The 20,429-nt window shown below is 63.4% G+C and carries 25 protein-coding genes; 19 read left to right on the top strand and 6 right to left on the bottom strand.

Going from position 1 to position 20,429, the window contains the following annotated elements:
• Window positions 1-777: DUF2306 domain-containing protein (locus tag JaAD80_RS24420; RefSeq protein WP_102298408.1), on the top strand; the 777-nt coding region annotated here is incomplete at its 5' end.
• Window positions 778-813: 36 nt separating this feature from the next.
• Here the strand turns inward: JaAD80_RS24420 and JaAD80_RS24415 are convergent.
• A complete protein-coding gene (locus JaAD80_RS24415) occupies window positions 814-2,319 on the bottom strand; it encodes an anion permease (protein WP_102298407.1) in 1,506 nt (501 codons plus the stop codon).
• A gap of 452 nt (window positions 2,320-2,771) precedes the next feature.
• On the opposite strand from JaAD80_RS24415, the gene JaAD80_RS24410 reads away from it, so the two are divergent.
• The 4 genes from JaAD80_RS24410 (at window position 2,772) to JaAD80_RS24395 (ending at window position 6,593) form a co-directional block, all read left to right on the top strand.
• The gene (locus JaAD80_RS24410; RefSeq protein ID WP_102298405.1) at window positions 2,772-3,839 is read left to right on the top strand and encodes a hypothetical protein; all 1,068 of its coding nucleotides are present in this window, start codon (window positions 2,772-2,774) and stop codon (window positions 3,837-3,839) included.
• A gap of 61 nt (window positions 3,840-3,900) precedes the next feature.
• Window positions 3,901-4,350 (top strand): hypothetical protein, encoded by a 450-nt coding sequence (locus JaAD80_RS24405; protein WP_146012517.1) that lies wholly within the window; start codon window positions 3,901-3,903, stop codon window positions 4,348-4,350.
• The gene (locus JaAD80_RS24400) at window positions 4,347-5,531 is read left to right on the top strand and encodes a hypothetical protein (protein WP_102298402.1); all 1,185 of its coding nucleotides are present in this window, start codon (window positions 4,347-4,349) and stop codon (window positions 5,529-5,531) included. The genes JaAD80_RS24405 and JaAD80_RS24400 overlap by 4 nt, the downstream gene beginning before the upstream one ends.
• Before the next feature lie 288 nt (window positions 5,532-5,819).
• The gene (locus JaAD80_RS24395; RefSeq protein ID WP_058051074.1) at window positions 5,820-6,593 is read left to right on the top strand and encodes a ferredoxin--NADP reductase; all 774 of its coding nucleotides are present in this window, start codon (window positions 5,820-5,822) and stop codon (window positions 6,591-6,593) included.
• A 96-nt stretch (window positions 6,594-6,689) separates the two neighbouring features.
• Here the strand turns inward: JaAD80_RS24395 and JaAD80_RS24390 are convergent, their stop codons facing one another.
• Complete coding sequence (locus JaAD80_RS24390) at window positions 6,690-8,366, bottom strand: phosphoethanolamine transferase (RefSeq protein ID WP_102298400.1); 1,677 nt, start codon at window positions 8,364-8,366, stop codon at window positions 6,690-6,692.
• Window positions 8,367-8,693: 327 nt separating this feature from the next.
• Between JaAD80_RS24390 and JaAD80_RS24385 the strand changes: the two genes are divergently transcribed.
• Complete coding sequence (locus JaAD80_RS24385; protein WP_102298399.1) at window positions 8,694-9,284, top strand: DJ-1/PfpI family protein; 591 nt, start codon at window positions 8,694-8,696, stop codon at window positions 9,282-9,284.
• 125 nt (window positions 9,285-9,409) lie between these two features.
• Here the strand turns inward: JaAD80_RS24385 and JaAD80_RS24380 are convergent, their stop codons facing one another.
• The 3 genes from JaAD80_RS24380 to JaAD80_RS24370 form a co-directional block, all read right to left on the bottom strand.
• Window positions 9,410-10,891 (bottom strand): serine hydrolase, encoded by a 1,482-nt coding sequence (locus tag JaAD80_RS24380; protein ID WP_102298417.1) that lies wholly within the window; start codon window positions 10,889-10,891, stop codon window positions 9,410-9,412.
• A gap of 83 nt (window positions 10,892-10,974) precedes the next feature.
• Complete coding sequence (locus tag JaAD80_RS24375; protein ID WP_102298416.1) at window positions 10,975-11,307, bottom strand: hypothetical protein; 333 nt, start codon at window positions 11,305-11,307, stop codon at window positions 10,975-10,977.
• 8 nt (window positions 11,308-11,315) lie between these two features.
• Window positions 11,316-11,690, bottom strand: a complete 375-nt coding sequence (locus JaAD80_RS24370; RefSeq protein WP_102298397.1) for a hypothetical protein — start codon at window positions 11,688-11,690, stop codon at window positions 11,316-11,318.
• 338 nt (window positions 11,691-12,028) lie between these two features.
• Here JaAD80_RS24370 and JaAD80_RS24365 point away from each other — a divergent pair, with 338 nt between their 5' ends.
• From JaAD80_RS24365 to JaAD80_RS24335, 7 genes are all read left to right on the top strand, one after another.
• Complete coding sequence (locus JaAD80_RS24365) at window positions 12,029-12,226, top strand: hypothetical protein (RefSeq protein ID WP_102298396.1); 198 nt, start codon at window positions 12,029-12,031, stop codon at window positions 12,224-12,226.
• Window positions 12,227-12,452: 226 nt separating this feature from the next.
• Entirely contained in the window at window positions 12,453-12,644 is a 192-nt protein-coding gene (locus tag JaAD80_RS24360) for a hypothetical protein (RefSeq protein ID WP_102298394.1), read from the top strand.
• A gap of 231 nt (window positions 12,645-12,875) precedes the next feature.
• Window positions 12,876-13,064, top strand: coding sequence for a hypothetical protein (locus JaAD80_RS24355; RefSeq protein ID WP_102298393.1), 189 nt, complete (start codon window positions 12,876-12,878; stop codon window positions 13,062-13,064).
• Between the two features lie 138 nt (window positions 13,065-13,202).
• Entirely contained in the window at window positions 13,203-13,394 is a 192-nt protein-coding gene (locus tag JaAD80_RS24350; protein ID WP_102298391.1) for a hypothetical protein, read from the top strand.
• A gap of 67 nt (window positions 13,395-13,461) precedes the next feature.
• Window positions 13,462-14,091, top strand: coding sequence for an MvdC/MvdD family ATP grasp protein (locus JaAD80_RS31265; protein ID WP_219726875.1), 630 nt, complete (start codon window positions 13,462-13,464; stop codon window positions 14,089-14,091).
• 364 nt (window positions 14,092-14,455) lie between these two features.
• A complete protein-coding gene (locus tag JaAD80_RS24340; RefSeq protein WP_102298390.1) occupies window positions 14,456-15,334 on the top strand; it encodes a hypothetical protein in 879 nt (292 codons plus the stop codon).
• Window positions 15,328-15,888 (top strand): MauE/DoxX family redox-associated membrane protein, encoded by a 561-nt coding sequence (locus JaAD80_RS24335; protein WP_102298388.1) that lies wholly within the window; start codon window positions 15,328-15,330, stop codon window positions 15,886-15,888. Before JaAD80_RS24340 ends, JaAD80_RS24335 begins: the two co-directional genes overlap by 7 nt.
• A 14-nt stretch (window positions 15,889-15,902) precedes the next feature.
• On the opposite strand, the gene JaAD80_RS24330 is transcribed toward JaAD80_RS24335, so the two are convergent.
• The gene (locus JaAD80_RS24330; RefSeq protein WP_146012516.1) at window positions 15,903-16,250 is read right to left on the bottom strand and encodes a hypothetical protein; all 348 of its coding nucleotides are present in this window, start codon (window positions 16,248-16,250) and stop codon (window positions 15,903-15,905) included.
• On the opposite strand from JaAD80_RS24330, the gene JaAD80_RS30465 reads away from it, so the two are divergent.
• The 6 genes from JaAD80_RS30465 (at window position 16,240) to JaAD80_RS24305 (ending at window position 20,300) form a co-directional block, all read left to right on the top strand.
• A complete protein-coding gene (locus tag JaAD80_RS30465) occupies window positions 16,240-16,443 on the top strand; it encodes a hypothetical protein (protein ID WP_146012515.1) in 204 nt (67 codons plus the stop codon). The two genes, JaAD80_RS24330 and JaAD80_RS30465, sit on opposite strands and share 11 nt — an antisense overlap.
• On the top strand, window positions 16,440-18,206 hold the full coding sequence (locus JaAD80_RS24325) for an ABC transporter ATP-binding protein (protein WP_258003155.1): 1,767 nt from the start codon (window positions 16,440-16,442) through the stop codon (window positions 18,204-18,206). The genes JaAD80_RS30465 and JaAD80_RS24325 overlap by 4 nt, the downstream gene beginning before the upstream one ends.
• A 9-nt stretch (window positions 18,207-18,215) precedes the next feature.
• Complete coding sequence (locus JaAD80_RS24320) at window positions 18,216-18,617, top strand: GFA family protein (RefSeq protein WP_102298385.1); 402 nt, start codon at window positions 18,216-18,218, stop codon at window positions 18,615-18,617.
• Between the two features lie 197 nt (window positions 18,618-18,814).
• On the top strand, window positions 18,815-19,156 hold the full coding sequence (locus tag JaAD80_RS24315) for a hypothetical protein (RefSeq protein ID WP_102298412.1): 342 nt from the start codon (window positions 18,815-18,817) through the stop codon (window positions 19,154-19,156).
• 46 nt (window positions 19,157-19,202) lie between these two features.
• Window positions 19,203-19,997: an OBAP family protein gene (locus JaAD80_RS24310; protein WP_102298410.1), complete on the top strand. Its 795-nt coding sequence runs from the start codon at window positions 19,203-19,205 to the stop codon at window positions 19,995-19,997.
• Window positions 19,998-20,051: 54 nt separating this feature from the next.
• The gene (locus tag JaAD80_RS24305; RefSeq protein WP_010398340.1) at window positions 20,052-20,300 is read left to right on the top strand and encodes a DUF3297 family protein; all 249 of its coding nucleotides are present in this window, start codon (window positions 20,052-20,054) and stop codon (window positions 20,298-20,300) included.
• The last annotated feature ends 129 nt before the right edge of the window (window positions 20,301-20,429 follow it).

Raw genomic sequence — 20,429 nt, 5'->3', positions numbered from 1 at the left:
CTGGCCGCGGCCGCCCGCTTCTGGTTCCTCGCCACCGTCACCGGCCAGCTGTTCTTTGCCGCCTACATCGTCGCCCTGTATGGCGGCGCGGCCGCGCGCGGCGATTTGCCGGGCTGGAACGCCGTCATGTCGCATGGCCATGTGGCCGGCGATGGCGCTGGCAACGTCGCCACCGGCATCCACTTGCTGCTGGCGGCCATCCTCATGCTGGGCGGCGCGCTGCAGCTGCTGCCGCAGGTGCGCCGCCACCTGCCCCGCCTGCACCGCTGGAACGGGCGAGTTTACCTGGCGGGCGCCGTGCTGGCGGCCCTGTCCGGCCTGATCATGCTGTGGTGGCGCGGCGCCGTGGGTGATATGACGCAACATGTGGGCACCAGCCTGAATGCCGTGCTGGTGCTGGTGTTCGCGGGCCTGGCCTTGCGGAAGGTGCTGCAGGGCGACATCGCGGCGCACCGGCGCTGGGCGCTGCGCCTGTTCCTGGCCGTCAGCGGCGTGTGGTTCTTTCGCGTGGGACTGATGTTCTGGCTGGCCGTGAATGGCGGCCCGGCAGGTTTCGATCCCGACACGTTCACGGGACCGGCCCTGAGCTTGCTGGCCTTTGCCCAGTATCTGCTGCCGCTCGCCGTGCTGGAGGGATATCTGCGCTGCCGCGACGGCGCTGCAGGCGCGGCAGCCCGCTGGACCATGGCGGCAGTGCTGTCGCTGATGACCGTGGCGATGAGCGTGGGCATTGCGGTTGCCATCGTCGGCATGTGGCTGCCGCGCATGTACGGCTGAGCCGAAACCGGCCAGCCGGCTGCGCACGCGCCCGCTCTACCAGTAGCCGAGCAGCTTCCACCAGGTGGTGCCGACGACGGCAAAGATCAGCAGTTCCACCACGCACATGATGAAGCCGACCCGCCACCAGTTGCCCATCGTCACGAAACCGCTGCCGAAGATGATGGGCGACGTGCCCGTGGCGTAATGCGTCAGGGTCATCATGATGGCCGAGCCGGCCGTCATCATCAGCATGAACGGCACGTGGTACTGGCCGGGGATCAGGTGCAGGCCCACGGTCAGGAAGGCCAGCAGCATGGCGCTGATGTGGGCCGTGGTGCTGGCGAAGAAGTAATGCGAAAAGACGAACACCAGCACCAGGACGCCGGCGATCGGCAGCCAGTCCATGCCGCTGGCGATGATCGCCCCCTTCATGCCGGCCGAAAACCAGGCGATCACGCCCGTCTTGTTCAGCTGCTCGGCCATCATCACCAGGGCGCCGAACCACACCAGGGTATCCCAGGCGCTCTTTTCCGACAGCACGTCGTCCCAGCTGATGGTGCCCGTGATGATCAGGATAAACAGGCCGACAAAGGCCACCACCGTCGCATCGAGCGAGAATGCGGGACCGAACAGCATGGCGGGCACGTTGGCCCACAGCACCAGCAGCAAGCCAAACGTGCCCAGCATGACTTTTTCCGCGGGCGACAGCGGCCCCATGCTGTTCAACTCAGCCTTCGCGTAGGTGACGGCGTCCGGCGTGGCCTTCAGTTCCGGCGGCGACAGCCAGTAGATGATCAGGGGCATCACCAGCAAACACACGAGGCCAGGCAGCAGCATGCATAGTGCCCAGGTAGTCCAGCTGAGGTGAAAACTCTGGCCGCTGGCCTTGGCGACGAAATCGACTACCAGCGGGTTTGGCGCCGTGGCCGTCAGGAACATGGCTGAAGTGATCGGGTTGGCGTGGTAGTTGACGAGGGCCAGGTAGGTGCCGACCTTCTTTTCCGTGCCCTTGGCCGGATCCGAATCGAAGGCGTTGGCGATGGATTTCATGATCGGGTGGACAATGCCGCCGCCACGCGCCGTGTTACTTGGCGTAAAGGGCGCCAGCACCAGTTCGCAAATGGCCAGGCCATAGCCGATGCCCATGGTGCGCTTGCCCAGCAGCGAAATGAACAGCAGGCCGATGCGGCTGCCCAGTCCCGTCTTCTTGAGGCCGCGCGAAATCAGGATCGCCACGACGATCAGCCAGATCAGCGGGTTGGCAAAGCTGCTGAGCGCATCCGTGATGGCGCCCTTGGACGAGGTCGACGTCACCTGCGACAGCGAGACGATGACGATGGCCATCATGGCCATCACGCCGATCGGCATGACCTTTAAAATAATCGCCAGGATGGTGGTGAGGAAAATCGCCACCAGGCCCCAGGCCTTTGGCGTCAAGCCTTCCGGTGCCGGCAAGAGCAGCATGCCGACCAGCATGACCGTGCAAATGATGGCCGGCACGAGCCGGAAGGGAACGGCTTCCTTGAAATGCAGGAACATGTCGCGCACTGTTTTATACATCGTTGTTACCTTTCACTGTGGGCCGGGCATCGTGGCAAGCGGCATCGTGCGCGCAAAATCCTGGGCTGGCGCGCCCTCAAAACGCGCGTCAAAGATGACAGATGCCCAACAATTCTGTTCGGCAATATCATACACGCAAGACTTGCCCGCCCCCGCTCCGTTGCGCCGCCCTGTGCCAACTATCTGCAAAATTGTTGACCTGCGAAGCAATTCTGTTGCCGCACGGTGCGCAACTGCCCTGCCTGATGATCTATGCCGCATTGCCGCTCCGCGGCGTGAACTAAAACGCGCTGGCACTGCCATATTCATATGGCAGTGCCAGCGCCACTGGAACGTCCCCCCCCTCGTCACGCCAACATCGTGACAATTTGATACTATCCCGCAGTTTTTCCAACATATACTCAGCAGTAGCGTATTGATATTACGCAGACAATCACCTCAGGGGGCCAGGCATGAAACTCCGTATCCTGTCGTTTGCGCTGCCGGTGTCTGTCGCCGCCGCACTTGCCGGCTGCGTCAGCCAGCCCATATATGACTGGCGGTCTATTCTCGATGACGATGTGACGATACAGCCGGTGGTGACGATGGACAGGGCCATCTTGCACCTGAACAAGGCCAGGAAGGGCTACGGCGAGGCAGTGGAAAAGCAAATGAACACGGAAGCTTCCGCCTCGCGCTTCCTGATCGCCGGCGCTGGCGTGCTGCTGACGGCCGTCGGCCTGAAGGCATCGAGTGATGTGCTGCTGGTCGGCGGCGCCACCACCGCCACCGCCTATTCAATGGCCAACTCGCAGTTGCCGCGCGCCCGCATCAGTGCCTACCTGGCCGGTATCGACGCGCTCAATTGCGCGGAAGCGAGCATCGGCGCGATCCGCGCCACCGACTACAGTGCGATCAAGAGCGAACTTGCCCTGCTGGACCAGGCCAGGGATGCGCTGCGCGCCAGGATGGCGACCGTTCAGGCGTTGTACGAGCAATCCAAAGGCGGCGCCAGCACCGCAGCCGATGCGCTCGTCAATGCCGCCGACACCCTGAAGGGCGCCGATACGGTCATGACCAGCACGCAATCCTTCCTGGCAAAGACCGACAGCGCGGCGGCCGCCCTGCACACGCAGGTGGAAAAAATCGACAAGTCGGTGACGCAGGCCATCGTCAACGGCACGCCCGACATCAGCCAGATCAAGCAGGTCACCGCCGGACTCGGCAGCAACATCAGCGCCATCATCGCCAAGGCGGTGACAGACTCGAATGCCGGCAAATCGGCGCCAGGCGGCGGTGTGGCCGCCCAGTCCACTCCCTTGGCAGACACGTTCAAGCAGCCGGTTGAGAACTTGCTCACCGCGCAAAAGACCGTGCAGCAGCACATGCTGAAGGTCAAGGCCCTGCTGCCAGCCAATTACGAAGCCATCAATACGCAGGCGCTCAGCGACTGCGGACTGCCGGCATTGCTCGCGCCATTCAAGGCCAATCCCGTGGAGGTGCAATTTTTTTGCAGGCAAGCCACTGACGCGGAGCATTGACCTCAGTGGCGGCAAAAAGGAGTATGTGGTGGAGGACCCTGTCAAACCGTTGCCGGCAGGCATGAAGCTCATCAAGCCGGGGCCGAGCGGAACGACGCTCGACATCGTGCTTGACGGCACGGCGAGCACCGTCCCCGGTGATTACGAGCTGCGCCTGCATGACCAGAGTCAGGCGACGGACGGCAGCGGCACGGCTGTCATCAAAATCAAGGTGGCGCCTGGCGAGCGCACCACGCCCACTGCGCCCGCACCCGACGGCAACGCGCCATCGCCGGCGACGCCCACGCCACAGTCACCGCAGCAGGCCATCCTGGCCCTGCGCAAGGTCGCGCTGGCAGGCAGCAGTTTTACCATCCTCACTGCGGATGTCCAGGCAGACAAGTCGGTCGCGGTCGGCATCTGCGAAGCGCTCGACGAGTTGACCCGCAAGGCCCTGGGCAAGGCCATCAGGGATGCGGCCAAGGTCGCCGTGCCTGTCAGCGTCAAGAAAGAACGTGCGGCCTGCACATGACAACCGTGCGTGCGCAGGCGGTGCCAGGCGCCGGCGCCGCCGATGCCAGCGCCGCGGCGGCACGCTTTGACAGCCTGGGCGATATCGCCCGGCAAATGCAGATTGCCCATGCAGCCGTGGCGTGCCTTGGCCCGGACTTGAAGGCGCACTTCGCGACGCTTGCCATGGTGACGGCAGGCTACCGCGCGCGGCGCGACGCAGACGGCCAGTATGCGCTGCATGCCGCCCCCTGCGTGATCTGTACCGTCACGCACAAGTGGCCCGCGAGCCCGCCCGGCCAGGTGCCATACGGCGAGGCCTTGCCAGAACGCCTGCTGGTACGCTGCGGGACGCCTTCCAGCGCGCTGGATTACGCGGTGCCCGTCGATGTCCAGTCGCTGCAGTGGTTTGGCGGCGTTGCGGCACAGCGCAGCAACGGCATCCTGGTGGAAACCGCGGGAGGTCCGTCGAACGGCGCCATTACGTGCGCCATCCGCGTGCACGCGGCGCAGGCACGGGAATGGTATGTAATGAGTGCGCTTCACGTGCTGACGCCCGTGCCGCCGCTCAATGGCCAGCCTGCAGCCGGACTCGGCGTCACACCGCTCGGCCAGCCCGATAGCGTTGGCACGAGCACCGCCTACAGTGGCGCGCTCAGGCAGGGCGGCATCAGTTTCGACGCCCAGCTGGCGCATATCGACAAGGCCTGGTTCAATGCCGCTTTCTCCGGCGCCGCGCTGGGCTCTTGCCCGCCGCTGGGCTCACGCGCCGAGCTCGACCTGCTCGCGCAGCGCTCGCAGTTTATCGTTCTGGCCCCCGGCAACGGCATTGCCCATGCCGCTGCGCCGCGTGCGCCAATACTTGCCCAGTTCTGCATGTACGCCGATGGCAACTTGCCGATTCCGTACCACGTCAGCAGCAACGGCATTTCCTTCCACGCCAATATTTACCACGCCGAACTGATCGTCCTCTCTGCCGGCAAAGACGCGCCAGTTTCGGAACCGGGCGATAGCGGCTCGCCGGTAATCGGTTTTTCCGATGGCAAAGCCGTCTTTGTCGGGATGCTGATCGCCGGCCCATTGCCAGGCAGCGGTTCCGACCTCATGATGGTCCTGCCGGCCTGGCAATTGCTGGACATTGACAACTGGAGCAAGCTTCCTGCCGGCACGCAAAAGCTGGCGCCGGCATTTTCCATCCCGTGACAGCCTGCCGCCGCCGGGCACGCGCTTCCCTGCCTGGTGCGTGGCGCGCGCCAATAAAGTGGCTCAGGTCAAATAAACCCCAAACTAGCTGCGTCTTTCACGCTGCTTTTCTGCCCCGACTTGCCATTCGCACTATAATGTCGGCACCGCGTGCGGCAGCATTGGCGGCGATAGACGGTAACAATTTCGTGTAGGGGCCGGTACAATAGCGTCTGGACCTACGCAGGGTTTCACTTTTGCCAGCAGTTGCCAGCAACTAACCATTTTTTTGACCAGACTACAAACACTATGAGTTCGATGAATGAAGAGCGCGTATTAAGCGTGCACCACTGGACGGATACCCTGTTCTCCTTTACCACCACGCGCGACCCGTCGCTGCGTTTCTCGAATGGCCACTTCACCATGATCGGCCTGCGCGTCGATGGCAAGCCTTTGCTGCGTGCCTACAGTATCGCCAGCGCCAATTACGAAGACCATCTGGAATTTTTCAGCATCAAGGTGCCGGGCGGCCCGTTGACGTCGCGTTTGCAGCACTTGCAAGTGGGCGACACCGTCATCGTCGGCCGCAAGCCGACGGGCACCCTGGTGTCCGACTACCTGCTGCCAGGCAAGCGCCTGTACATGCTGTCGACGGGCACGGGCCTGGCGCCTTTCCTCAGCATCGTGCGCGATCCGGACATCTACGAGCGTTTCGACCAGCTGATCCTCGTGCACGGCGTGCGCCAGGTCGATGAGCTGGCCTACCACGACTTGCTGGAAGAGCACTTGCCGAAGCACGAATTCCTCGGCGAGATGGTCAGCGACAAGCTGCGCTACTACCCGACCGTGACGCGCGAAGATTTCCGCAACATGGGCCGCATCACGGAACTGATCGAGAACGGCAAGCTGGCCGAGGATCTGGGCGTGCCAGCGCTGAACCCGGCGGAAGACCGCGTGATGATCTGCGGCAGCTCGGAGATGCTGCGCGACCTGAAAGAAATGCTGGAAGCGCGCGGCTTCAAGGAAGGCAATACCTCCACGCCAGGCGACTTTGTTGTCGAGCGCGCGTTCGCCGAGAAGTAATCGGCAGCCGTTCAGCGGCACCTCCATGGGCCCGGCCCGCCGCGCGTTGCGGCGGCGCCGGGCCTTTTGCATTGTGGCGCCAGATGCGGCGTGCCGTCAGCGCGCGACACCGTGCGTGCCGGCGGCCAGCGGTGGCAGCGTGCCCGGCTGGTAGCGCACGCCATTCATGTAGCGCTGCACGGGAATGAAAGTGCTGCTGAGGATATCGTCGTGCGCAGCGTAATAGCGCGTCTCGATCTTCAGCAGGCCCAGCACGGTGGCATCGAGCTTGTCCGTCTGGTAGGGCCGGCTTTCCAGCGCGGCGCGCGCGGCCGGCGATGGCGGCGTGTGCTGGTTATTCCAAAGCAGCATGGGGATTTCATAGCCGCTCTTGTCGGACGCCGAATGGCCCGCATGATTGCGGCTGTAGCCCACTTCCTGACCATGGTCGGAAACAAACAGCAGCGAGGCGGGACGGTCGGACTTGGCCTTCTCCGCCATGTCGATCAGGCTGCCCAGCACATAGTCGCCATAGCGGATGGCGTTGTCGTACTCGTCGCGCTGCCTGCGTATCCACGCTGAGCGGCCCTGGCTGGCCATCTGCGCGCTGACGCCATCGTGCTTGTTGTCGAAGTAGGAAAAACGGCTGGGGTAGCGCATGTCATAGCTGGGATGGGCGCCCAGCAGATGCACGACGATCAGCTTTTTCGGCGCCGCATCAGTCAGCGCCTGTGTAAACGGCTGGAACAGGTTGGCATCGAAATTGTTTTCGCCGCGCCCCGTGCCGTAATTGATGAAGTCGCTTTCATCCGCCTCGCCCGCCAGCATGCCGATCCAGCCATCGTTGCGCGTCTGGTTCGAAACCCAGAAGGTCTTGTAGCCTGCCGCCTCGGCCAGCATCAGCAGGTTCGGCTTGGCCATCCACGCATCCGGATTATCCAGGTCGGCTGGCGTCAGCATCGTCATCATCGATTCCACCGTGCTCGCTGCGGGCGAAATCACGTCATTGAAGACCAGCAGCCTGGAGCGCATGGCATCGAGCTGGGGCGTGGTCGCGCGCGGATAGCCATACAGCGACATCGAGGCGCGGTTCGTGCTCTCGCCGATGACCAGGATGACGGTGCGCGCGTCTTCGCCCGCATAGCGCACGTCCCAGTCGCGCGGCGCGGCCATGGCCGCCGTCAGCGCCTGCTGCATCGTTTGCATGGCGTCAAGCTGCTGGGCGTACTGCTGGTAGCGCAGCGGCCAGAACAGGGCCGGATTTTCGCGGCGCATGGTGGTATTCACGTGCAGCGCCACGAGGAACACGGCGAGGCTCACGGCAATGCCCTTCTGCAGCCGTCCCGGCACGGCGGCGCCGGCGCTCAAGCGCACGGCCAGGCGGCGCTGCAGATGGCGGTCGGCCAGCAGCACGGCCACCGTCACCAGCAGGAACCAGGCGGCCGCCTGCGCCAGATCGACGCGGTTATGCAGGAAAAACTCGGCCGTCTCGGTTTGATCTGTCGCAAACATGGCCTGTAAAACCGCATTCGGATTCGGACGCATGCCAAAATAGCTGCGCAAGAAGCCTTTGACGGCCGCATCGAGGTAAAACAGCGGCACCACGCAACGCACCAGCACGGTGATGGCGCTGGCACGCACGCGCCAGGCATGCAGCACGCCGCCTATGCCCAGCAGAAACGCCGCCAGCAAGGCACCCAGCTTGAGGCATTCATTGGCGCTGATCTGATCGGAAAGGAAGAATACCAGCAGGCCGGCAACGCTCAGCAGGACACGGCAGAACAGAATACGCATGGAGGCAAGAATAGTCAGTGTGGAAGGGAAACAGCGTGGCCTGGTCCGTCTGCAAGGGTCAGCGATTGTAGCGTAGTCCATTGCAAGTTGTACCATCATTTTGCGGCGGCAAGGCAGCGCCGGGCAGGCGCGCGCCCATCCCGGGGAGCATGCCTTCTGCATCGCGCAAGCAAGCCGTGGCGGTGCCCCCGCGTGCCCATTGCCGGCAAGCTCCCGCAGGCGACAGGCGCTCCTGACAGAAACTGTCAGTGCCCACGCGTATGCTGGCGCCACACGCGGGCAAGGCTGCCCCTACCATCACCATGACAAGCTGAGACAGGACACACAATGACAAGCGCCATCACCATCCTTACCGATAACTTCGCCGACTGGGAAACCGCCCTGCTCAACTCGACGGCGCGTTTGTACTACGGCTTTTATACCCGGTTCGCCACGCCGGGCGGCCAGCCCGTGACCTCGTCCGGCGGCATGCTGGTCACGCCGCAACTGGCGCTGGAAGATATTTTGCTCGATGAACTCGACTTGCTGATGGTCTGCGGCGGCAGCAGCTGGCAAAGCGGCAAGGCGCCTGACCTGACTGCCCTGCTGCGCGCCGCGCAGGCCAAAAACATCGTGCTGGCCGGCATTTGTGACGGCACCCGCGTGCTGGCGCAGGCAGGCGTACTCGACAACGTGCGCCACACCTCCAACTCGGCCGCGAATCTGCTGGAAACAGGCTATGCGGGCGCCGCCCTGTACCAGGACGTGCCGTGGGCCGTGGCCGACCAGCGCATCATCACGGCACCCGGCACGGCGCCCGTCAGCTTCACGGCCGAAGTCCTGCGCGCGCTGGGTATCGTCGACGATAACCTGGCCGGCTACCTGGCCATGCATGGCGCCGAACACGGCCAGGCAAACCGCGCGCACCTGGCCGCCTGAACCGGCGCCCGGGCGCGCGGAAATAGCAGGCGACAGGCTGTGTCGCTGGAAAATGTTGTATCAGACTGCATCGTTATCTCGACCATGCCTACCCTGCCGCTGGTATGCTTTGACCAGACTCGACATCATTCCAGGCCTTTCAAGCGCGCTACGGCATGCCCGTTGCCCGGGTCCAGTTCCAGCGACCGGCGGTAATGCGTGATGGCCAGCTCCGTGGCGCCGTCCGCTTCATAGGCTTCGGCCAGGCTGTCGTGGCCATTCGCGCTGGCGGGAAACAACTGCACGGCCAGCTGCAGCACGGCGATGGCCTGTTTCGGCTGCTGGCGCGCCAGCAGGGGGTAGCCCCAGGCATTCAAGTCGTTTTCGGCCGGGTCGGGCAGCGCATGCTGGCGGCGGATGGCCGCCAGCTGTCCGCCCAGTCCATCGAAGCCGGCCTGGGCCGTATTCTGGCGCAGCAATTGCGTGGCGCGCGCAGCGCCGCCCTGTTGGCGCAAGGCAGGTAGATAGAAACCGGCCACGGTATCGATCAGCTGCTCGGGCTGGCCGCCGGCCAGGTTACTCAGGATAATGATGGCCAGGCCATCGTCGGGATACACATAAAAGGCGGAACGCCCGCCGCCGATGCCGGCCACGGTGCGGTGGCCATCGCGGAGAATGGTGGGCCAGCCCAGCGCCCACGGCGCCGGCTTGCCGTCATTCACGGTGGTCGGCTGCCAAAGGCGCTGCAGGCTGGCGGGCGACAGCAGGCGGCCGGCCTGCAGCGCGATAAGCCAGTTGGCCAGCTCGCCCACATTGCTGTTGATGCCGGCCCCGGCCCGCATGAACGGTGGAAAATCCTCGAGCACGTTGCGGTAGCCCTGGCCGCCGCTGCCCAGCACATACGAACTGGCCTTGTTCACGACCACGTCCTTCGCATCGCCGAAACCGCTGCGCGGCATGCCGGCCACGTCGAACTGGCCGCGCTGGATGAAGGCCGTGTAGGGCACGCCGCCCTGCTTCTCGATCAATTGCGCCAGCAACACATAATTCGTCTGGTTATAGCGGTAGCGCTGGCCCGGCGCCGCTTCCACCGGCAGCGCCTGCACGGCTGTCCAGGCGGCAGCGTGGTTGTCGGGCTGCGGGCCGACCAGCTGGCCCGTGGCCTGGTCCAGCACATCGGGCAAACCGGACGTATGGTTAAGCAGCTGAGTCACCGTCACCGCTTGCCAGGCCGCGGGCAAGCCTGGCAGATAGCGGGAGACCGGCGCGGCCAGGTCGACCTTGCCTTGCTGCACCAGCTGCATCACGGCCACGCCCGTAAATGCCTTGGTGGCCGAATTGATGGAAAACAGGCTCGCATCCGTTACCGGCACGTCGTACTGCACGCTGGCCAGGCCAAAATTGCGCGCCAGGATGATTTTTCCATACTGGATCACCGCCAGTTGCAAGCCCGGAATCTGGCGTTCCTGCATTTCGCTGCGCACGAAGGCCGCGATGTCTTCCTCCGTCTGCCGCATTTGCGCAGGCTGGACCACGTCGGCGGGCAGCGGCGTGGCTGCCATGGCGCCGGGGGCAAAGGCGGCGGCAAGCGCCACGGCGAGCAAGGTCGAGGATAATCGCGTGTTCAAGGTGGCGCTTTCGGCTGACAAAATGACGGATAGCTTCCCATGCCAGCCACGCCAGGTCAACGACAATCTTGCCGGTCAGGAAACTACTGTTCCAGCCACACATCCTCGTAGCCTTGCCGGTCAAGTATGAACTTGGCGCCGCTGGGCAAGGCCAGGTAGTCGAGCACTTGCGGCAGCATTTCCTGCAGGTGGGTGGCATGCAGGGCTTGATAAAAATCCAGTGCCTCGCTGTGTTCACCGCAATGGATGAACCAGCTGATGGTGCCGTTTTCCGGCAATGCGATGCGCGTGCCGTAGATCGGTGACTGCTCCAGGCTGCCGATGGCCAGGGCCACCATGGGTTCCGGCGGCTGGGCGGGCAACTGGTATTTGTCGCAGATGCGTTGCTGCTCGTGGGTAATCAGTGTGTCATTCATCAATTTATTCAGGAACCGATATATTTGTAATGTAGTTGCAATGCGCCATCGTGGCCCGCCATTTCCAGGTGCAGGATGGCTTCGCCCGGCTTGCCATCGGCCAGCAGCTGGCATTCGAGGCCCAAGGTGCCGCCACTGGTGGCATACACGTCAACCGCGGGCCGGCCGCTCTTGCCCGGCACGAAGGCTTGCGCCAGCGGCGCCAGGGACAAGGCCTGGTGCGCCGTGAAATAACTGTCCAGCATGTCGGCGATCTCGCCGGCTACCGCCGCTGGGATGGCCCAGTCGCGTTGCAGCGCAACAGGATCGCGCTGGTCCAGCGTCGCGGCGAACGCCGCAGCCAGCGCATGCGCCTCGCGCCGCTCGCTGTCGGTCACTTCCATTGCCATCCTTCGCCTCCTCGAGCTTCATCAGGCCCCATTATAGTGCGGGCGTCCGCAAACCCGCCATTCCATTGCCTGATAATCGCCCGGTGCGCACCGCGATAGTGCAGCGCAATAATATGCCGACTTTGAAATCTTTAAATGGCGCAATTAAAATTTATTGAATACCAATAACATCAAGGTAATGCGTGATATTTGGTGAGTATTCGCCATATATGTGGCACCGCGCACGCCACAATTTCAAGTTGACGCATATTTATTCCAGCGCTAATATTGAATGGCCATACACCATGGCATACAGCGCAAGCAGTACTTAACCATCACAAGAGGATAGTACAATGCAAAAACAGAAACAACCCAAATTGTTCGCGTTCAAACTGGCTGAAAAACAGGTGGAAAAGCAGGCATTGCCGCCCAAGCCATGGAAGGTGCGCGACGGCATCGCGGTTGCCGGTTGCAGCGAATTCATGATCGGCAGCGGAAACTTCCGCTACGAGTCGCGCCTCCAGCCGAATGACAGCGGCCAGTATTGCTGATCACGGCAGCGCGGCATAAGCTCGCCGCTGGCGCGGTTATATTCAGCGCCCATGTGATTCCCTAATGATTCCCTGATGATTCCGTATTGATGCCATCTGCATGGCGTGCGCCGCATTGCCTTCCTGCGGCCTGCCCGCTCGGCAATGCCCGGCGCGCATACGCCAAATTAACTGCACTATCAGTTGGCAACCATGCGGCATGTCACCTTCACACGAGGACACTACAATGCAAAAACAAAGCACACCCACCTTGTTCGCCTTCAAGCTGGCCAATAAACAGCCCACAGCGCCGGTGACGGCACCCACGCAATGGCAGGTGCGCGACGGCGTCGCCATGGCCGGCTGCAGCGAAGTCGAGCGTTTCCAGTACCGCTACACCTCCACGCTTAATTCCCGCGACACCGGCCAATTCTGTTGATCGCTGCATCGCCCTTCGCCCCGTCCACGGCGGGGTGATATTTATATTCCGATATAAATGCCGTGCGCCGATAATGGCGCGGCTTTTCCCTGCCCGGAATATTAATATCTCGGGCCTGTTAAATATATTTCATTCACAGGTTGACGCGGTATTTTTTTGAACTTAATATTTAAAAGCCGAATCACCGGCAATGAGTAAAGCGGTACTTAACCATTACAAGAGGATAGTACAATGCAAAATCAAACCAAATTGTTCGCTTTTAAACTGGCTGAAAAAGAAGTTAAAAAAGAAGTCAAGCAGCCATGGCAGGTGCGCGACAGCGTCGCCACGGCCGGCTGCACCTATTATGGAAATCCTGAAGATTACAATCTGCGCGACAGCTCGCGCCTGAAGCCAAACGATACCGGCATCTATTGCTGATCCTCGCCGCGCCATCAATCCCGCCCTGCGCGGGGTTTTCCCACATTCCCGCCCATTCAATCCGGCGCCAATTGCGGCACAGCTTTCCTGTGCTCGCACTGACGGCCACAATGCCATCCATCACAAGAGGATAGAAACATGCAGAAACAGAATCAAACAAAATTGTTCGCATTCAAGCTGGCGGAAAAAAAGGAACAGGAAAAACCTGTCCAGCCTGCGCCGTGGAAAGTGCGTGACGGTGTCGCCGTGGCCGGCTGCACGGCGGTCGACAGCGAAGAGCAATACCGCTATTCGCGTGTCGGTTCGAGTGACGGCGGAGATTTCTGCTGATACGTGCACCCGCTGAAAGCCTTGCCACGGCAGGGCTTTTTTATTGTCTTTCGCTGCAGGGTTCTGAATGCGTAAAAAGATTTTGATTATCAGCCACAGCGGCGATCTGCATGCCGACCTGGTCACTGCCATCCTGGCGGAGCGGGACCATGCCCCTTTCCGTATCAACCTCGATGCCTTTCCCCGCGATTACCAGCTGAGCCAGACGGTTCAGGCTGGCCAGGCCAGCGCGCGCGTGCGCCGGTTGCCTGAGGGTGACTGGCTGGACTTGCGGCAAGTGGGTGCCGTGTGGCTGCGCAAACCCGCCGAATATGCGTACGCCAGCGCCGACCTGACGGCGCAGGAACGCGCGTATGCGCAGCTGGAAACGCAGCAAGCCATTTTCAGCATGCTGTATGCGCTTGATTGCTACTGGCTCAGCCATCCCTTGGCCCTGCGCGGCGCGCAATGGAAAGGCGAACAGCTGGCGCGCGCGGCGCGCATGGGCTTTCGCGTGCCCGCCAGCGTGATCACCAACGTGCCCGACGATGTGCGCGCCCTGCGCGCGCCGTTGGCGGCCCCATCATTTTCAAGGCCATGTCCACGCCGACCCTGGCCGCCGAAGCCGTGGACGGCGATGAACGGGTCAGCCGCGGCATCGGCACGACCCTGGTCGATGACGCCATGCTGGACAGCCTGGAAGCCGTCAGCGAACTGAGCTGCCAGTTCCAGGAATACATCGCCAAGCAATACGAACTGCGCGTCACCGTGATCGGCAAGCGCCTGTTCGCCGCCCGCCTGTATTCGCAGGACGATGCCCGCACGGCCGTCGATTCGCGCGACATGTCGGCCCCCATCCGCTACGAAGTGTGTATCTTGCCGGACGCGATACAGCAGCGCTGCCTCGACTTCGTGCACAGCTATGGCCTCGAATACGGCGCGCTGGACCTGATCGTCACGCCCGATGGCGAATATGTTTTCCTGGAAAACAATCCGGTCGGCCAGTTCCTGTATGTCCAGCAACTGGTCCCCACCCTGCCCCTGCTGGAAAGCGTGGCCGATACCCTGATCGAAGGAGCGCTATGCCACAGCCAGACCTGAGCCTGGTTCCCCAGCAATTGCGCAAACTGGAGCAGGAGCGCGACAGCCGTGCCATCGTGCTGGCCGCGTCGCACCTGGACATGGAATTGCTGCCCGCCCTGTATGAATTGTGCCAGGGCATCGGCCCGGTGCCCCGGCTCGACGTGGTGCTGCACGGACGCGGCGGCATCGTCAACGCGGCGCGCCGCATCGCCCTGCTGCTGCGCCAGCATGCGCGCCACTTGAGCTTTATCGTGCCTTTCCACTGCGAGTCGGCCGCCACTTTGCTGGCCTTCAGTGCTGACGAGATCATCGCCGGCGACCTGGCCCTGTTTTCGCCCATCGACCCGCAGCTCGATGGCGCCGACGGCGGCTCCCTGTCCAGCCTGGACATCAAGCGCTTCGGCGACATGGCCCAGCAATGGTTCGGCGTCGATGCCAGCGAAGCGCGCCAGCAATCGCTGTCCCTGTTATGCGGCAGCATCTTCCCGCCCTCGCTGACGGCCTTCTACCGCAGCACCCTGGAACTGGCGCAGATCGGCGAGGAATTGCTGGCCTGGCAATTGCCGCAGGCGACACCCGAGGCGCGGCGCGCCATCGTCGGGCAGCTGGCCGGCGGCTATCACTCGCACAACTATGCGCTGACACGCGAAGAGCTGGCCAGCCTGGGCTTGAACATGACGCGCGATGCGCACGCCGAACGCCTGGGCTGGGCCATCTCGACGCAGCTGCAAGCGAGCATAGGCGGCGCGCTGCGCAGTGCGCCTGACGAGCCATGGAATGACGCGCTGCTCGCTTCGCGCGATGGCGTGCAGCTGCGCCGCCAGCGCCCGGGCGGCTTCGCGCCACTGTGGAGCATGGAAGCGCGGCCCGCATGCTGACGCCATTTCCCGATGCATCCATGGGCCCTTCCCTGGCCGTGTTGCTGTCGCATACGGCGCGCTATGTCATCGCCTTGCTGCTGCTGGCGGCCAGCGTGGGCAAGCTGCGCAGCTATGCGGACTTTCGCGGCAACCTGGCCACCTCGTTCGGCTTGGCGCCTGGCATCGCCACACTTGCCGCGCCAGCTTTGGTAGCGGCCGAATTGTTGCTGGCCGGCTGGCTGCTGGCCGGGCCGCTGCTGCCGGGAAGCGCGTACCTGCCCATGCTGCTGTCGCTGCTGCTGCTGGGCACACTCACGGGCGTGCTGTGCTATCGCTACTTCACGCAGAGCGTGGTGCGCTGCAGCTGCTTTGGCGAAGCGGCGCGGCCCGTCTCGCACTACGACCTGCTGCGCAATGTGCTGGTGGTGGGCATCAATCTCGGCTACTTCGCGCTGGCCCGGGAGGCGGTCTTGCCTGCCTCCACGGCCTTGCTGGCCGCGGGCCTGGCATCCATCGTCTGCGTGGCCACCATTTCCCTCCACGATATCGCCACCCTGGCAAAGGCGCACTGATGGATGCCACGACTTTACAGTGCGTGCTGGCGGCGCTGGCATTTGCCATCGCCGGCAATGTGTGGCTGAGCCTGGCCGTGCTGCGCGCCAGCCGCCGCGAACGGCTGCCCGCCGCCGTCCTCGTGCCGGGCGAGACCTTGCCTGCCGTGCAGGCCCGCCCGCTGGCGGGGGGCGCACGCTTCCAGCCCGCTGCGCCTGGCCAGCCTGCCGTACTGCTGTTCCTGGCCAGCCGCTGCCCCAAATGCCAGGAAAAGCTGGCCGGCATCGCGCAGCTGCTGCCGTTGGCGCGCGGCGCAGGGCTGCAGCTGTGGCTGCTCAGCGAAGAGCCGGCCCGCCGCCTGCGCGCCTTTTTTGCCCGCCAACACGCTGCGGGCGGCCACGGCGCGCCTGGCCCTGCGCGACTACCGCAAGCTCAATCCCACCATGAGCTCCCCTTCCTATCTGTTCGTCAATCACGAGGGCATCATCGAAGCTGCCGGCCTGATCGGCGACGAAAACTGGCTGGCCCTCGTCGACCAGCTGCACGCCGACATTGCCGAGGAACGCGCCGCATGAACATCATCGCCCCCCACCTGGAACGCCTGCGCCTGTTGTACCCCGTGCGCTGGCGCATCGCCGCCGGTCTGCTGTGCATGCTCCTGACGGTGGCCGCGCAGCTGGGTTTTCCGCAAGTCATCGCGTATTTCATCGACAACGTGGCCGCCGTGACGCAGCGCGGCATCACGCCGGGCATGCTGGCCGCCATGCTGGCCTTCAGCCTGCTATATGCGCTGGCCTCGTCCGCGCGTTTCTATCTGCTGCAGTCGGGCGGCCACATGATCGTCATGAGCGTGCGGCGCCGGCTGTTCGACGTGGTGATCAACCAGCCCATCGCCTTTTTTGACAAGCACCATGGGGGTGAACTCAACAGCCGGCTGACGTCCGACGTCTCGGCCCTGCATGAAAGCCTGACCATCGGCGCGGCCAATGCCTTGCGCTCGCTGTGCGTGTTCGTCGGCGGCATCGCCATGCTGCTGCATTTGTCGCCCATGCTGAGTTTGCCCCTGGCCCTGTTCATCCCCATCAGCCTATATCTTGGCAAGTTGACAGGTAGTAATTATCGCCAGCGCTCGCGCGCCATTTCCGCCAGCCTGGCGGCCAGCGGCAAGGTGGCGCAGGAATATTTTGCCCATGCGCGCCTGGTGCAGGCCTTCAACCAGCAAGGCGGCGCCATGGCCCGCTATGCGCAGGCCATGCGGCAACTGCTGGGCGTGTCGCTGGCCGGCACGCGGCTGCTGGCCGTGTTCCAGGGTGCGCAAGGCATGCTGGCCTTCGTCGCCCTGCTGACGACCTTATGCTTCGGCGGCCACCTGATCGGCCAGGGCCGGTTGACGGTGGGCGAGCTGACGGCCTTCGTCATCTATGCCAGCATGGTGACGGACACGGCCGGCTCGATCAGTGAATTCTGGAATACCTGGATGCGCACCATGGGTTCGACCGACCGCATCTTCGAGATCCTGCGCAGCCACCGGCACGTGCCCGAAGCGGCGCCGCAGCCGCCGCTGGCAGGCCATATCGTGCTGCGCGACGTGCGCTTTTCCTACCCTGAACGGACGCAGGCGACGGCGCTCGACGGCGTCAGCCTGGCCATCCGCGCGGGCGAAAAAATCGCCCTGGTGGGTGCGTCCGGCGCGGGCAAGTCCACTATCGCCAGCCTGGTGCTCGGCCACTACCAGCCGGCGGCAGGCAGCCTGCTGTTCGACGGCATCGACGCGCGCACCCTGGGCGTGGCGCAGCTGCGGCGCCAGATGGCCGTGGTGGAACAGGAACCGGCGCTGTTTTCCGGCAGCATCGCCGACAATATCGGCTTTGCCGTGCCGGACCGCAGCGTGACGCCCGACGAGATGGTGGCGGCGGCGCGCCTGGCGCATGCCCACGATTTCATCACGGCCTTTCCCGATGGCTACGAAACCCTGGTGGGTGAACGGGGCGTGCAGTTATCCGGCGGCCAGAAGCAGCGCATCGCGATTGCCCGCGCCATCCTGCGCGCGCCGAAGATCCTCATCCTCGATGAAGCCACCAGCGCGCTCGACGCCGCCAGCGAACAGCTGGTACAGCAAGCGCTCGACACCCTGATGCAAGGCCGCACCACCATCATCATCGCCCACCGCTTTTCCACCATCGTCAAGGCGGACCGCGTCATCGTCATGGAAGACGGCAAGATTTGCCAGCAAGGCACGCACGCCGAACTGCTGCGCGCGGGCGGCCAGTATGCGCGGCTGATGCAGCAGCAGCTGGCGCAATTCCAGCAGTTGCATGAGAGTACGGCCACCCTGTAAAGTAGGCAGATGAAAAAAACCTGCCATGGCAGTTGCCACTGCGGCGCCGTACGCTTCACGGCCGAGATCGACCTGGCCGCGCCCAGCCTGCGCTGCAACTGCTCGTTCTGCCTGAAAGTGCGCTGCTGGGCCAGCCTGGTGCCGCCTGCGGATTTCCGCCTGCTGGCCGGCGCGGCGGACCTGGGCGAATACCGCTTCGGCGCCCGCCGCGAAAGCCATTATTTTTGCCGCCACTGCGGCGTACGCCCGTTCGGCCGCGGTGATTCGCCGCGCATCGGGCCGTTTGTCGGCATCAGCGTCAGCTGCCTCGACGATGTATCTGCCGCCGAGCTGGCGCAGCTGCCCGTCACCTTTGTCGATGGCCGGCACGACGCGTGGGATGCGCCGCCGCAGGAATGCCGGCATTTATAAAAGTGAAAACGAGAAATGGTTTATTGCCACCACGGAGTTTTCCTACGTGGCGACAAGAAGTGTCCCTATGGCTAAGCCCGCGGCAGGCGGCGAGAATGGCCTCAACGGTGCAAGACAGCGCCGGATGACAGGCAGGAGCGTCCGTGTTGCCGTCAAGTACGCGGATGTTGACGCATACAACCATAGAGGAAACGACCATGACTTCGAACAGCAATGACAAATCAGGCACCCAATCGGACAAACAGCAATCGGGCAGCCAGCAGTCGGACAAGCAATCGGGAGGCCGTCAATCGTCGGGCGGCACCCAGGGCGGCACGCACGAGCAGCACGTGGAAGCGGGCCGTCAAAGCCACAAGAATGACGGCGACAAGCAGTCGGGCTCGCAACAATCGGGCCAGTCGGGCTCGCAGCAATCCGGCCAGGGCCGCAGTGGCAGCGGCAGCGACCAGTCGGGCTCCGGCTCGGGCACGCGCGGCGGCACGCATGAGCAGCACGTGGAAGCGGGACGTCAAAGCCACAAGAATGACGACAAATCCTGATGCCGCCATCTGCTGACGGCTGACGGGTGAAAACAGGGTGGCCATCATGAAGCCGCTGGCCATCCTGGCTTGTCTGGCCCTTTGTCTGGCCCTTGCCGCCTGCGGTGCCAGGAATACGGCATCGAACGTGGACGCGCCCGGCGCATCGGCCGGGGTGTCCACGCGCGTGCTGGAAGCGGGCGCCGATGCGCTGCAAGCGAAGCCGCCCATCGCGGCGCTGAATGCGTACCTGGACGGCTTTCATTTTTACAACGGCAATCTGCGGGGCCAGATGGAAGCGCACCACTATTGCGCTATTCTCAATGCGGAGCTGATCCAGTGCGTGATCTACGACGGCAATGTCAAGGATGCCAAGCTGATGGGCGTGGAATACATCGTCAGCGCCAGGCAGTACCAGAGCTTGCCGGCGGCGGAAAAATCCCTGTGGCACAGCCATGTGCATGAAGTCAGATCAGGCCAGCTGATCGCGCCCGGCATTCCCGCCGTGGCGGAAAAGGCGCTGATGCAAAAGCTCATCGGCACCTACGGCAAGACCTGGCACACCTGGCATACTGACTTGCACAAGACCCTGCCGCTGGGCGTGCCGCAACTGATGATGGGCTTTACGGCCGATGGCCAGGCCGATGCCGCCATGGTGGCCGCGCGCGACCGGCATTTCCAGGTCGATTCCGCCGAGAAACGCCGCCAGCGGGCCGATATTCCCACGCCCGCCATCGTGCCGGGCGCCGATGCGTGGCAGCATGGCACGGTGATCCAGCTGGCCGACCCGACGGGAATGCGGCATGGCGCGCCAGCATCCACGGACACTGCCACGCCCGCCATATCGCGGCCTGCCCGATAGCGGGGACGCGAAAGGCCGTTGTCTGGATCGGCATTCTGGGCGATAATTACGCCCATGAACGATACCACCACCTTACCCCCATTGCCCGATCGCCTGTCGATCGACCCGAGCAGCCCTTACCACGTTGCAGCCGTGTTCGAAAACGACGTCGGCATCCGTTTCAACGACAAGGAACGCCTTGACGTGGAAGAATATTGCATCAGCGAACGCTGGATCAAGGTTGCTTCCACCAAGTCGCTGGACCGCCGCGGCCGTCCTTTGCAAATCAAATTGAAAGGCAAGGTCGAAGCGTTCTACCGCTAAGCACCGCTTGCCGCCAGTTCCATCGAGGCCGATTTTATCGGCCTTTTTTGCGTGCAATTTATTGCCTTTAAGCAATCAAACCTGTGGCGGCCGCCATGGGCAGCCACAGCATCGCATCGGCCAGCACGG

Source organism: Janthinobacterium sp. AD80, from assembly GCF_002878455.1.
Classification (GTDB): domain Bacteria; phylum Pseudomonadota; class Gammaproteobacteria; order Burkholderiales; family Burkholderiaceae_D; genus Janthinobacterium.
Note: the sequence above shows the minus strand (reverse complement) of the source record. Positions and strands in the feature narration are given on the sequence as shown.

Bases quoted from the DNA above. Each gene is read 5' to 3' on its own strand.
- JaAD80_RS24415 (WP_102298407.1), bottom strand. From the start codon at position 2,319: ATGTATAAAACAGTGCGCGACATGTTCCTGCATTTCAAGGAAGCCGTT.
- JaAD80_RS24410 (WP_102298405.1), top strand. From the start codon at position 2,772: ATGAAACTCCGTATCCTGTCGTTTGCGCTGCCGGTGTCTGTCGCCGCC.
- JaAD80_RS24405 (WP_146012517.1), top strand. From the start codon at position 3,901: ATGAAGCTCATCAAGCCGGGGCCGAGCGGAACGACGCTCGACATCGTG.
- JaAD80_RS24400 (WP_102298402.1), top strand. From the start codon at position 4,347: ATGACAACCGTGCGTGCGCAGGCGGTGCCAGGCGCCGGCGCCGCCGAT.
- JaAD80_RS24395 (WP_058051074.1), top strand. From the start codon at position 5,820: ATGAGTTCGATGAATGAAGAGCGCGTATTAAGCGTGCACCACTGGACG.
- JaAD80_RS24390 (WP_102298400.1), bottom strand. From the start codon at position 8,366: ATGCGTATTCTGTTCTGCCGTGTCCTGCTGAGCGTTGCCGGCCTGCTG.
- JaAD80_RS24385 (WP_102298399.1), top strand. From the start codon at position 8,694: ATGACAAGCGCCATCACCATCCTTACCGATAACTTCGCCGACTGGGAA.
- JaAD80_RS24375 (WP_102298416.1), bottom strand. From the start codon at position 11,307: ATGAATGACACACTGATTACCCACGAGCAGCAACGCATCTGCGACAAA.
- JaAD80_RS24370 (WP_102298397.1), bottom strand. From the start codon at position 11,690: ATGGAAGTGACCGACAGCGAGCGGCGCGAGGCGCATGCGCTGGCTGCG.
- JaAD80_RS24365 (WP_102298396.1), top strand. From the start codon at position 12,029: ATGCAAAAACAGAAACAACCCAAATTGTTCGCGTTCAAACTGGCTGAA.
- JaAD80_RS24360 (WP_102298394.1), top strand. From the start codon at position 12,453: ATGCAAAAACAAAGCACACCCACCTTGTTCGCCTTCAAGCTGGCCAAT.
- JaAD80_RS24355 (WP_102298393.1), top strand. From the start codon at position 12,876: ATGCAAAATCAAACCAAATTGTTCGCTTTTAAACTGGCTGAAAAAGAA.
- JaAD80_RS24350 (WP_102298391.1), top strand. From the start codon at position 13,203: ATGCAGAAACAGAATCAAACAAAATTGTTCGCATTCAAGCTGGCGGAA.
- JaAD80_RS31265 (WP_219726875.1), top strand. From the start codon at position 13,462: ATGCGTAAAAAGATTTTGATTATCAGCCACAGCGGCGATCTGCATGCC.
- JaAD80_RS24340 (WP_102298390.1), top strand. From the start codon at position 14,456: ATGCCACAGCCAGACCTGAGCCTGGTTCCCCAGCAATTGCGCAAACTG.
- JaAD80_RS24335 (WP_102298388.1), top strand. From the start codon at position 15,328: ATGCTGACGCCATTTCCCGATGCATCCATGGGCCCTTCCCTGGCCGTG.
- JaAD80_RS24325 (WP_258003155.1), top strand. From the start codon at position 16,440: ATGAACATCATCGCCCCCCACCTGGAACGCCTGCGCCTGTTGTACCCC.
- JaAD80_RS24320 (WP_102298385.1), top strand. From the start codon at position 18,216: ATGAAAAAAACCTGCCATGGCAGTTGCCACTGCGGCGCCGTACGCTTC.
- JaAD80_RS24315 (WP_102298412.1), top strand. From the start codon at position 18,815: ATGACTTCGAACAGCAATGACAAATCAGGCACCCAATCGGACAAACAG.
- JaAD80_RS24310 (WP_102298410.1), top strand. From the start codon at position 19,203: ATGAAGCCGCTGGCCATCCTGGCTTGTCTGGCCCTTTGTCTGGCCCTT.
- JaAD80_RS24305 (WP_010398340.1), top strand. From the start codon at position 20,052: ATGAACGATACCACCACCTTACCCCCATTGCCCGATCGCCTGTCGATC.